Raw genomic sequence first — 12,067 nt, forward strand, 5'->3', positions numbered from 1 at the left:
GAACAAGTCTGTCAGTACACATATATCCTGTATGTCAAAAAAAGGAACCGGTGCCGGGCACCGATTCCTTATGATTCTCCCTAACGGGTATTATGCAATTCTCAGGCTTTTCCAACAGAACCGAAAAGTTCCATTTTTTCTTTAACAGTAGCTTTGATTGCTTCTGTTCCAGGAGCAAGAAGTTTACGTGGGTCAAATCCTTTACCCTGCTGATCTTTGCCTTCTTCGATGTATTTACGTGTAGCTGCTGCGAAGGAAAGCTGGCACTCAGTATTAACGTTAATTTTAGATACACCAAGATCGATTGCTTTCTTGATCATATCTGCCGGGATACCTGTACCACCGTGAAGTACAAGTGGCATATCTCCTGTAAGCTGCTGGATAGCATCCAGAGTTTCGAAACTTAAGCCTTTCCAGTTTGCAGGATATTTACCATGGATGTTACCGATACCTGCTGCAAGGAAATCAATACCAAGATCTGCAACCATCTTGCATTCCTGAGGATCTGCGCATTCACCCATGCCTACAACACCGTCTTCTTCACCACCGATGGAACCAACTTCTGCTTCCAGAGACATTCCATGCTCAGCAACGATCTTAACCAGTTCTTTTGTTTTTGCTACGTTCTCTTCGATCGGATAATGGGAACCATCAAACATGATAGATGTGAAACCTGCTTCTACGCATTTCAGGCATCCTTCATAGCTGCCGTGATCAAGGTGAAGTGCAACCGGAACAGTGATGTTCAGTTCTTCCAGCATACCTTTAACCATACCAACAACTGTTTTGTAACCTGTCATGTATTTTCCTGCACCTTCGGATACACCAAGGATAACCGGGGAGTTGAGTTCCTGTGCGGTAAGCAGGATTGCTTTTGTCCACTCAAGGTTGTTAATGTTGAACTGACCAACTGCATAATGACCAGCTTTTGCTTTTTTCAACATTTCTGAAGCGTTTACTAACATGATAAATTCCTCCTAATCTTTTTGGGCAATATTACCAGACCCAAATTATATGTTTAGTTTAACAGATTAAGTCTGTTTCGTCTACCTTATTTATATAAAAAAAACTGTATACATTGTGATTTATTTCACGAACCCGTACTTCTGTGATATTCTGATGTAAGATGATTGAGAATATCGTCCATATTTTGAGAATTCACTTTTGCCCTCGGAATCTGGGAAAATTCTTTTTTTCTATTCTGCACGGCAGTCAGTATTTCTTCTTCCACTCCCAGCGTCTTTGCCATATTTTTGTATTCTTCCTCACTGTATGACATGGAAAAAGCCGTCAGATACGTTTCCAATGCTTCTGTACTCCGGCCTCCCTCATATGCCCGGCGGAAACACTCTATTGCTTTATCCATCTGGAAAAGATAACTGTATGCACAGCCAAGGTTATGATAAATACATTCTGTCAGACCTTCCCGTATCTCTTCGAGATCTTTTCTGTCAAGTAACTTCTGGTAAACCTGAATCGCATGAACATACATTTTATTTTCCATCAGAGCATCACCTTTGCATTTTTCACGCATCGCCGGTGTTTCTTTATCAAATTTCTGCAAACGAGTATTCAATACTTTCAGTTCTTCATAGGTCAGATAATTGATTTCCTTAAATACCGGATAGACAAGATCCTCGACACTTGCAAATTTTCCCATTTTCGGACGCAGCTTTGCTGCAAGTGCAGGAAGTTTCAATTCCTCTTGGATCCAGTTGCACAGTCCTTCATTAAGGATTGTCTGATCGATCAGATAAAGATTGTGGTCAAGATAATAACACAATTCTTCCAGCGAATAAATATTCATGCTGATATTTTCTATAAAGTAAGGTGCCTCTGCCCTTTCGGTCTGACACAGTATATATCCGCTCACGCAATCCCCTCCTGCCATCTGGTCGTTTCTTTCCATTCTTTCCCTGAAGCCGGAAACATCTCTCCAAATCCAAGGTCTTTCACTGTGATACAGCATTCTTCTGCTGATATATATCGAAGTGATATGCTGAGACGTGTCGTTCTGTTGGGGCGCTGCGGCAGTCCCGGAAGCTTCATCACAATATGCCTTCTTTCGGATTCACGCATATGTTCCACTACAAATACCAGTTCATCGGTATCATCCAGAATCAGTTCGATGTCCGCACTGCTTTCATACCAGTTTCTTCCAGCTTCAATCAATGGATAATAAGTCGGCGCACCCATAACACGCATCTCCATTCCCACACTCGTAAGAACAAGCGAACGGCTCATATATCGATAATCCCGAAGCCCGTGTGTAATAAAACGTTCTGCTCCGGCTGCACATGCACCTCTGGCAAACAGATTGTTTCCATAAAACACCTTACGTTTCTGATAGCAGAGAAGTTTGACTGACTTCTTTGCCCATTCCTGATCAAATCCATCTCCGTTTATCTGAATACTGGAGTAAAGCTCTTTACTCAGTGTATTCTGCACAAAAGCATAAAAATCTGCATCTCTCTGCGTCATATTCTCACTGAGATCTGTCTCCACCGGTGTTTCCAGCATAACAGGAACCGGTTTGTTTCCGCCATTCATAACCATTCTGCGGAATGTCACATGTCGGTCATGGAAACTGTACCAGCCAACGCTCCTGTTCCATGTTTCCATTTTCTGTGTCATCACGTAATAATAGAAGCTTTCCTCGTAATCCTGAAGAATACAGTGTTCTTTCGGGATCCCCAGAAATCCGCATGCTTTCTGCAGATTATCCACTTGTACAGCATCCAGCGTTTCCATAGAAATTACCAGTGCACGGATGTTTTTTTCCACATCGGCAACGCCGAGAAGTTTCATCATCCCGCGAATATAGTATGCCAGCAGCTCCCACGGTTCCTTTTGTTCTTCCGCTACAATGATTCTCTCTCTGCTCTTTGAAACCGCATAGAGATCACTGATCAGAAATCCGCCTTTTTCTCTGGCAAAGTACTCTGCTTCCAGACCAACGCAATAATCCTTCTGCTCCAGTCGCCTGCAGAGACTGGTTGGCATCTCAAACTGACTGCTGCCCACCTTTACCGGAAGTGAGCGCGGTTCATCTGCCTTACGGTCATAGTAACAGATCTGGGAATATTCTTTTCCAAAATCAATTCCGATTATCAAATCTTTTGTCTCGTTCATTTCTCATTTTCCTTTTTGATGGTGAACATGTTCTGTACGTATTGTTCCTGCCTCATAAACCGTTTCAGTTCTTTTTCCGCCTCATTTTTTTTGCCGAGCTTTCTTGCAGAAAGTATCTGATTCAGGATCTGATATCTGCTTCCCGGTGTTCCTTCGATCTTTTTCATTGTAAGAACCCGTTCCACGGTTTTCTGCACTTTCTTTCCATCATCAATTTTGAAATAATACCGCAGTGACTCCCCATAAAACAAGGTAAAGGCACGTACAAAAATACCCTGGTACATTTCTTTCAGCGGCTCACATTTGTATTCCCTGTCATTTCCGATTCCGGTATCCAGACTGTAAAACAACGTTACTTTCGCGCCCGGCGCCGCATGACATTCTACAAAAGTCTTATCATCCAGCTGATACGGACTCAAAAGCTCCGGTGACATTCTTCGGAAAAAGCCGAACATCAGATGTTCCTTCGCACATTCTTTCAGTATTCCCTGCTGAATACCGACATATTCCGGTTTTGGATTCTGCTCCCTGGAAATCTCTTTCAGAAGTGCCAGTCTGCAGATCCGGTTCACCGGCCATTTGTTAAGATAAGCATATTCCAGACGTCCACGCACAAACGCGCTCATCGTGTATTCTTTTACAAATACCCCATATGCCACCTGTGTCAGATAAGCTCCGATAATCCGTTCTTTTCCCGACTGACTGACATAAGATTCCAGCACTGCTTCGCCTTCTTTACGGTAATCCGAAGTAAAGATCAGAAGGCTTAAAATACGTTCTTCCAGATCATATGTTTCCATCTCAAACCCTCTGGCACTCTTCCAGATAGAAAGAAGCTCGTCCATCGGCCCGAAGCGATATTTCATCAGGTAATATAAAATAACTTCATCGTATTTTCCATTTCGATATACTTCAGATGCAAGTGCAAGAAGTTCTTCATCCTCTGCCATGTTACTCTTCAGTATCATACGGCTTGTAAGCTTCAGAAGGCTTGTAAGCTCCAGCCCTTCATATCCGAATTCTTCTACAATTCCCATTGCCTGGCGGAACAGTCTGCGGGAGATCAGAACCTCCAGAAGTGTTGTGCGGTCAACCAGTGCATACTGACGATAATCCATTCTTTCAAGATATTTGTCAAGATCCTGTCCATGTACATTCTGTGCATAAAATTCCAGAATTTTTTTCCGTATGGATCTGCGGTATGTTTCCGTGCAGGAAGAAAGTTCTGCAAGGCGCTGAAAATATGCAAGATTTTCTCTGCTCATTTGGGCTGTCTCACAATAATGAAGCAAAAGCCCCGGCTCTTCGACACCCAGTTTCAGTAATTCCGGGATTACTTTCTCCTCATCCGTCAGTTTTTTCAGATTATATGGTATCGTTGCCGCATAGCGACGCTGTTTACCATCCTGAAAAAGAATTGCAGCATCCTCTGTATAGAGCCGAATATATGCCACCCCCTGAGTGCACGGATATACTTCTTCCTCCTGAAACTGTTTATGGCGAACGATTATCTGCCGCACCTTGTCATCGTCGCAATACAGTCTGTGCGTAAACAGCTTCGGTGCAAGACGCTCGCCCTCTTCCCTGCTGAACGGTTCAAACAGGAATTCCTGATAAAGTGTCGCATAATTTTCATCCAGCTGCCCGTCACAGAGTTTCCGATATGCGAAACGTTCCATACTTTCTTTATAATTTTCATATGTATGAGGATCTGTGTCTTTCGCAGCGATCACACTTGCATAAACATATGCTTTCCGTGCATCTCCGAGAGAATTATCATTGTAGGCAAAATACATCAGAAGTGCCTTCGGAAGCTGTCTTCGATAAGAAATCTCCATCGTCTCCACATAATATTCATAGAGTCTGGTAATTCGAAGCCCCTGCTCAACCGCCAGTGAAAACCACTGGAAATACTTTTGTTTCCGTGGTTCACCCTTCATTATATATTTGCAGATTGCCTCCAGAACATCGTCCGAAGGAAACTTCTCATAACCGGCCGCCAGTGTCTGATACAGACTGCCATAAAATTTCTTTTCGTAGCCGGAAAGATATGCAAGGCGCATCACAAGTTCTTCCGTGAGCAGTCCATGCTTTCCTGCAAAACAGAACACCTGCATCCAAAATGGGCTCAGACGGTGCAGCAGGGAAACATCCTCACTTATGAGTTTCCATGCTTCCACATAAAGCAGCGGACTAAAGCAGCCCTTTTCGTAAAGTTCTTCCAGCATAAACAACACTTTCGATGGTGTCGTTCTATATGTACTGTCCAGCTGAAGAAGCAGCCACAAAAGTATAAAGCTGTCTTCTTTCTGACGAAAGAAATTCTGCAGCCGCCAAACAGCCTGTCCTTTATCCCGATATAAACCGCATACTGTGCAAAGATACAGATAAATGCCAGCCTGCTCCAGTTCCTCTCTTGTAAACTCCTTGAGCTGATATTGTTTCAGCAGGGATGCTGCGGTCTGATCATCGCCTTTTATATGTGCAATATATGCCTGATAAAAATGATATTCCGGATATTCACATCCCGAAACCTTCAGCCGGTCCAGTATCCGTTCCGTATGTGAAATCCATGTCTCACAGTCTGTATGTCCGATACGATACTCTATATAATCATGTATAAGCTCTGCTTTGTGCTTCTTTTCTTCTCTGCGAATGTCAATACGGATCTGCGGACTCTTTGACGCAGTCACCTGATATCTCAGTTCCTGATACGGGCTTCTTACAATGATCTCACCAATCTGGTTACCGGATTTTAACTGATCTGCATGAATGACATAGTTCAGTTTCAGACAGCTTCCGATGAATTCTTCATCCGTAACGACCTTACGTTCCGACTCAAGGAATCCCCCCTTGCTTTCTATATCCAGGCGAAGATGTCCCCAGCCGCTCCTCTGGATCTCAAAGGATTCCTGTATGGTTTCTTTGACATTATAAAACTCTGTTTCTGTAGTTTTAAGTGAAATCGAAACAGCCGCTTTTTGTTTCGTGGCAACCAGAAATTCTTCCAGATTCTGCCATGTTACAGGCTGCTTTGAAAGGCCTGCGTAAAGCGCCTTCTGTTTCGGATCTGCCTCTGCAATCACAGTGGCAAAATTTTTGTCTGTAAAAATCCTGTAAGCCTCTCTGAAATCCTTATGTGCAATCTCCGTAAGAGCTTTCAAATCCCTGACTTCACTTCCAAAGCTTCGCATTTCTTCTTTTACGGCCTGAATCCGAAACGGAACCTTGTACTCACCTGTACTTGAAGTCACGCACAGCCAGCCGGTACATACCTCTCCCGGTTGCATACCTGAACCGTCTATTCCATAAGGCATCCGCACTGTCGTGCCGGAGAAACGACTGCTGCCCGGTACAAATCTGCGGTTCGAAGACGTCACATATCCCTGAATCCGGTCATTGTTTTCTGTTCCAAAGTAGAGTTCGCCCTGCGCTGTGCTTCCGGCTTCCAGCGTAATCTCCAGCCGGTCCTTCGAGAAAAGGAGTTCCGGCTGCTCATATTCAAATTTTCCGTTCAGTATCTGTTCTATCTTTTTTTTCAATCTGGTTCACCTGATCATCCTTGAAATCGTATTTTTCGTATTGAAATTATTATACACTACATCGAGGTGAGAAGCAAGGAAACGCCTAATGCCAGTATTTTTTTCATTATTTTCTGGGAAAAGCACAGGAAACTTGTCTTGAACATAAACTATATAGAAATCCCGCTTGAGGTGGACACTTGAAAACATTCTTAAAACCTTTGACTTCCGCAGAGGAAAAACTCTGCCTCAAACGCTGCCGAAAAGGGGATTCTGAAGCAAAACGTATTCTTATTGAGCATAACCTGCGTCTGGTTGCCCACGTTGCAAAAAAATATCAAAATACCGGTGAAGACCTTGAGGATCTGATTTCCATCGGGACGATCGGACTGATCAAGGCTATTTCTACTTTTGATGTTGACCGGTCTGCCAGACTTTCCACTTATGCTGCGCGATGTATTGACAATGAGCTTCTGATGATGCTCCGTTCACGCAAAAAATGTTCCAGAGAAGTCTCTCTGTATGAACCGATTGGAACAGACAAAGAAGGAAATGAGATCAGTCTGCTTGATATCATCGAAAGCCCTCCGGTGGATATCGTTGAGAATTACTCCACACAACAGGACATTCTTCATCTCCTTTCGTCTATAAAGAGCATTCTTTCTCCAAAGGAATATCAGGTCATCTGCTACCGATACGGCATCTTTAATGAACCTGAGCTGACCCAGCGCGAGATTGCCGCCCGCCTTGATATCAGCCGCTCCTATGTCTCACGCATCGAAAAAAATGCTCTAAAAAAATTACGTACTCTATTCCATTGATTTTCTCAGAGAAATCTTCTAAAATCATAAATGGATCAATCTATGATCGGAAGGAGAATACCATTTATGAGAAATACTAATCGTAACCCATTTCTTTCATGCATACGTAAATTTTCCGTGGTTATTTTTACTCTGTTGTTGTGTATAACTTTATATAGTTCACTGACAGAGCCTGTTCAGGTGGAGGCAGCGACAAATCCTGTTTCTATCACTTCATGCAGACTGAACGGAACAAAAAAAATACGTATCACAGCCACTGTTTCAAACATGCGAAGGATAGGCGGTTCCAGATGCTATCTTTTTGCACTGACTCCGGGAAGCAGCCGGATTTCTTCATCCGCCAGACCTGTTGCATCTGCACGCAAAGCAAACAAGATGACATTTTCCTGTCCTTCTACTTTAAACAATACCAGTCTTCTTTATCATGGTTTTGCAATCGCTTCGAGAAACAGCAGAGGCAAATACACCCAAATCAGTACAAAACGATATATTTCAAATCCCGGTGCACTTGCCAGATACCGCTACCGCTTCCCGAAAGCAGTTTCCAAAAAGGGGCTGCAGATCAACGCTGATATGCTTGAAGACGCCGAGGAGCTGAATGTACATAACTCTGTCATCAATATTGATTTCAGTCAGCTCCTTGCACCACCAGTCCTTAGAAATTCCAGATATTCTTATGCCTGGAAGTATAATGGTAAAACTTATTGGTTCGTAAAAGACTCTGTTTCTTATTATGACCGACAGCTGCAATCATTAAAATCCACCTCTTCGGTCAACAGCGCTGTCCTTCTTTTAAGCTGGCGCGATGATCTTAGGGGACTGATTTATCCGCAGGGGCGTTATAAAGGGCACAGTTTTTATGCCTGGAACACTGCCAACCCTGCTGCAAGAAATTATCTGCAGGCAACGCTTAATTTTCTTGCCAACCGTTACAGTACTACCAATGGAAAATACGGACGAATCGTAAACTGGATCGTCGGAAACGAAGTCAACAATTACTGGACATATAATTATGCGGGTTCCAAGAACTTAAATCAGTATGCAAAAGTCTATGCCGACCAGTTCCGTCTGGCATATAATGTGCTGACAAGCGTCTATTCAAATGCAAGAGTTTACATTTCACTGGATCATCTGTGGAATACTAACAATGTGAGTGGTACTTTTGCTTCGCGCAAAATGCTGGACGCATTTGCTACAAGACTTCGTGCTGATGGAAACATCGCATGGAACCTTGCTTACCACCCTTACAGTTCGCCACTGACAGAGCCACGCTTCTGGGCCAACACAAACGGGCAGATCAGAAATTCGCTTTCTTCTCCTGTAATCAATATGGGAAATATCCAGATTCTGACTCGTTACATCCGCCAGAAATACGGTTCCCGAACAAGGATCATTCTTTCTGAACAGGGGTATACTTCTATCCAGAACGGAAAAAATGTTGAAAAACTTCAGGCCGCCGCGATTGCATATTCGTACCTGATTTCTGAATCAGACAACATGATCGACTCTCTCATCATTCACCGTCAGGTCGATCACACAGCTGAGATCAGTCAGGGATTAAACCTCGGATTATGGACAACTTCCGCAAGTTCTTCCTCACCCGAGAATGCCAGATCAAAAAAATTATCCTGGAATATCTATAAATACATGGACACCAGCCTTTCCAATTTCGCAACAAGTTCACTGGTATCTTCAATTGGTGGTGCCAGAAGCTGGAGACAGCTTATTCCTTCTTACAGCAACAGACTTTACAACAAAGTTTCCTGTACAATTGGAAGACTAACCCCGGTAAGTGGTTATAAAAAGACAGGTTCTGTTTCCAAAAGCTGGACAGCCTACGGTGCTTCCAGAAGTTTCAATAAAAAAGGCGATAATTTTACTATATACCGGAACACCTCCCGCAATCAGAATATTTCATGGGGATATACGCAAAGTTTTAAGAAAAACCTTAATGTTTCTTCTTCTCCACGTTTCTGCACTACTCTCCGTGTAACAGGGGCAACCAAAACTTCTGTCCAGATTAAAATACGCTTCTTTTGCGGAAAACAATATTTTGAATGTGCACGAAATATCCCTACCCGCAGGACTGTTCATTTGTCTACTACTCTTGCCAACTGGAAATATCGCAAGAATATCACCAAAATCCAGATCCTTGCCCAACCGGTAAGCGGTGCTTCCTGGAAATCCGGAGCAAGATTTGAACTGACTGCGCCGGTGTTGTGCCGTTAAGCCTCTCTATGATAGTCACTTCCTATGCAAAAAAGATCAGGTACCTGAAATGGGTATCTGATCTTTTTTATTATAGCTGTAATTTAATTTTCTGATGCTTCTGCTCTTCTTAAGAGATCGTATTTCTCTATCCCTGTTCCAAGGTCTACAGCAAGTTTCTGCTGCGGATGCGGCGCACTCTCAACAGATTCACCATTTTCATTGTAGATTGCCTTAACCGTCACAGACAAGTTTCTTCCGTCCGGCTTCATGATTTCGATAGTCTCACCGACACAGAATTTATTTCTCTGGGTAATATGTGCAAATCCTTTCTCATCAATTTCTTCCGCATATCCCAGATAAGTATATTCTTTTACGTAAGTATTGTTGTCATAGATCTGTGTATTCTGATCTGGTTTTCCATAGAAAAATCCCGTCGTAAACTGTCTGTATGTGCAGTTTGAAATCTGTTCCTGATACCATGGCATGTTCGCTTTATATTTCTCAGGAGATTCCAGATAGTCATCGATTGCCTTACGGTATGTTCTCGCGACTGTTGCTACATAAAGTGCAGTTTTCATACGTCCCTCGATCTTCAGGCTGTCGATCCCACTGTTCAGGACATCATCCATATGCTCAATCATACAGAGATCCTTGGAGTTAAAAATATAAGTGCCCCTCTCATTTTCATAAACCGGCATGTATTCGCCCGGACGCGTTTCCTCAACTACAGAATATTTCCAACGGCATGGATGTGTACATGCGCCCTGATTGGCATCTCTTCCTACAAGATAATTGCTCAGCAGGCATCTTCCTGAATAGGAAATGCACATTGCTCCATGTATAAATGTTTCAATTTCCATATCATCCGGAATATTGGCACGGATCTCACGAATCTCTTTCAGAGACAGTTCACGTGCAGTTACAACACGTTTGGCTCCGAGACGGTACCAGAATCGATAAGTCTCATAATTGGTATTATTTGCCTGCGTACTGATGTGGCATTCGATCTCAGGGCAGATTTCACGGGCATAAGTAAAGATTCCCGGGTCTGCAATGATCAGTGCATCTGGTTTTAATTCCTTGAGTTCCTGCAGATATTCACGTACTCCCGGAAGGTCATCGTTATGCGCAAGAATGTTTACTGTCACATAGACTTTTACACCATGTTCATGTGCAAAAGCGATTCCTTCTGCCATATCTTCTTTTGAAAAGTTCTTCGCCTTCGCACGAAGCCCAAATGCTTCACCACCGATATAAACGGCATCTGCGCCAAATACAACGGCGATCTTAAGAACTTCCAGACTGCTTGCCGGAACCAGCAATTCAATTTTTCTCATAATTCCTCCTTAACACTCACAGAAACACCGTCGCCCAATGGAATGATACTCGTCGTAAGCTGTGGGTGATGCTTCAGTTCAAAAAGATAATCTCTCATTCGTTTATAAATCGTACGGTTTCTGCGTTCCACAAGGTAGTGAGACTCGATCAGTTCCCCCTCCTGCAGAACATTATCCGACATCAGGATTCCGCCCGGTGCAAGAAGTCTTACAACATCTGGAAGCCAGTGAATATACTGACCTTTGGCTGCATCCATAAAGATCAGATCATAAGAGTCTTTAAGTTCTTTCAGGATTTCTCCTGCATCTCCCTCCAGAAATGTAATCTGTTTTTCTCTTCCTGCTTTTTTGAAATTCTCTTTTGCGAGCGGAATTCGTTTTTCGTAATTTTCAATCGTTGTTATATGCAGATCCGGTCTGCCGTATTCACACATAAGAAGTGTGGAGAAGCCAACGGCTGTCCCCACTTCCAGAATTTTCTGCGGTTTTGCAAGCGCCAGCAGAGTTTTGATGAAACTCTGCATCTCCTTACGGATTATCGGAACTCCCTCAGAAAGAGCAGAACACTCCAGTTCATCAAGAAATGGAGTGTTGCCTGTATCAAGAGAATTTATAAATGTTCGCATTCTTTCTTCTACGATCACGAAGTTACTCCCTCCTGCTCCGCATCTCCCGCAAGAATACCCATGATTCTGGTCGGTGTATATGCAGTGCTGAGAAGATAAGTTCCCGGTCTCATTTTGCCGCTGTAATTGGAAAGCTTTTCCTGTATAACAAATACCAGTGTATCTTCGATCAGGCCTTTGCTTTTCAGTGTTTTGGCAATATCATAAGCCGTTGCGTCTTCTTTGATCACAACCGTTACTTCCTGTCCCTCTCCCGGACTCATTGCCTGCTGGTTAAATATGTTGTATCCAAACTGGTATGTGACTTTTCCGATCCAGATAACAAGAACAGCCACACATACATACAGAGCTATTTTGAAAAAACCTCCCGCAACGATGACTCCTGCTGCGCCTACCCGGTCTTTTGTATCTCCCATATC

The 12,067-nt window shown here is 43.2% G+C and carries 9 protein-coding genes; 2 read left to right on the forward strand and 7 right to left on the reverse strand.

Annotated elements, in window-relative coordinates; translation table 11 throughout:
• Nucleotides 1–101: 101 nt before the first annotated feature.
• From fba to DWW86_RS17345, 4 genes are all read right to left on the reverse strand, one after another.
• Nucleotides 102–965, reverse strand: a complete 864-nt coding sequence (gene fba, locus DWW86_RS08900; RefSeq protein ID WP_072521614.1) for a class II fructose-1,6-bisphosphate aldolase — start codon at nucleotides 963–965, stop codon at nucleotides 102–104.
• Between the two features lie 125 nt (nucleotides 966–1,090).
• Nucleotides 1,091–1,873, reverse strand: a complete 783-nt coding sequence (locus DWW86_RS08905) for a tetratricopeptide repeat protein (protein ID WP_286187687.1) — start codon at nucleotides 1,871–1,873, stop codon at nucleotides 1,091–1,093.
• The gene (locus DWW86_RS08910; RefSeq protein WP_117942891.1) at nucleotides 1,870–3,132 is read right to left on the reverse strand and encodes a DUF5716 family protein; all 1,263 of its coding nucleotides are present in this window, start codon (nucleotides 3,130–3,132) and stop codon (nucleotides 1,870–1,872) included. Before DWW86_RS08910 ends, DWW86_RS08905 begins: the two co-directional genes overlap by 4 nt.
• The gene (locus tag DWW86_RS17345; RefSeq protein ID WP_286187688.1) at nucleotides 3,129–6,674 is read right to left on the reverse strand and encodes a DUF5717 family protein; all 3,546 of its coding nucleotides are present in this window, start codon (nucleotides 6,672–6,674) and stop codon (nucleotides 3,129–3,131) included. Before DWW86_RS17345 ends, DWW86_RS08910 begins: the two co-directional genes overlap by 4 nt.
• 179 nt (nucleotides 6,675–6,853) lie before the next feature.
• Between DWW86_RS17345 and sigK the strand changes: the two genes are divergently transcribed.
• Together sigK and DWW86_RS08925 are read left to right on the forward strand one after the other, a co-directional pair.
• On the forward strand, nucleotides 6,854–7,474 hold the full coding sequence (gene sigK / locus DWW86_RS08920) for an RNA polymerase sporulation sigma factor SigK (RefSeq protein ID WP_117942892.1): 621 nt from the start codon (nucleotides 6,854–6,856) through the stop codon (nucleotides 7,472–7,474).
• 66 nt (nucleotides 7,475–7,540) lie between these two features.
• Nucleotides 7,541–9,703, forward strand: a complete 2,163-nt coding sequence (locus DWW86_RS08925; RefSeq protein WP_117942893.1) for a DUF5722 domain-containing protein — start codon at nucleotides 7,541–7,543, stop codon at nucleotides 9,701–9,703.
• Between the two features lie 83 nt (nucleotides 9,704–9,786).
• On the opposite strand, the gene DWW86_RS08930 is transcribed toward DWW86_RS08925, so the two are convergent.
• Genes DWW86_RS08930 through DWW86_RS08940 form a run of 3 tightly spaced genes read right to left on the reverse strand, consistent with a single transcriptional unit; the run spans nucleotide 9,787 to nucleotide 12,064 of the window.
• Nucleotides 9,787–11,022, reverse strand: a complete 1,236-nt coding sequence (locus tag DWW86_RS08930) for a peptidase U32 family protein (protein ID WP_117942894.1) — start codon at nucleotides 11,020–11,022, stop codon at nucleotides 9,787–9,789.
• Nucleotides 11,019–11,666, reverse strand: coding sequence for an O-methyltransferase (locus DWW86_RS08935; RefSeq protein WP_072521620.1), 648 nt, complete (start codon nucleotides 11,664–11,666; stop codon nucleotides 11,019–11,021). Before DWW86_RS08935 ends, DWW86_RS08930 begins: the two co-directional genes overlap by 4 nt.
• Nucleotides 11,663–12,064, reverse strand: coding sequence for an MltG/YceG/YrrL family protein (locus DWW86_RS08940; protein ID WP_072521621.1), 402 nt, complete (start codon nucleotides 12,062–12,064; stop codon nucleotides 11,663–11,665). The genes DWW86_RS08935 and DWW86_RS08940 overlap by 4 nt, the downstream gene beginning before the upstream one ends.
• Nucleotides 12,065–12,067: the final 3 nt, after the last annotated feature.

Origin of the sequence: Ruminococcus sp. AF17-22AC (genome assembly GCF_003460065.1) — a bacterium.
Lineage (GTDB): Bacteria > Bacillota > Clostridia > Lachnospirales > Lachnospiraceae > Blautia_A.

Bases quoted from the DNA above. Each gene is read 5' to 3' on its own strand.
- fba (WP_072521614.1), bottom strand. From the start codon at position 965: ATGTTAGTAAACGCTTCAGAAATGTTGAAAAAAGCAAAAGCTGGTCAT.
- DWW86_RS08910 (WP_117942891.1), bottom strand. From the start codon at position 3,132: ATGAACGAGACAAAAGATTTGATAATCGGAATTGATTTTGGAAAAGAA.
- DWW86_RS08925 (WP_117942893.1), top strand. From the start codon at position 7,541: ATGAGAAATACTAATCGTAACCCATTTCTTTCATGCATACGTAAATTT.
- DWW86_RS08930 (WP_117942894.1), bottom strand. From the start codon at position 11,022: ATGAGAAAAATTGAATTGCTGGTTCCGGCAAGCAGTCTGGAAGTTCTT.
- DWW86_RS08940 (WP_072521621.1), bottom strand. From the start codon at position 12,064: ATGGGAGATACAAAAGACCGGGTAGGCGCAGCAGGAGTCATCGTTGCG.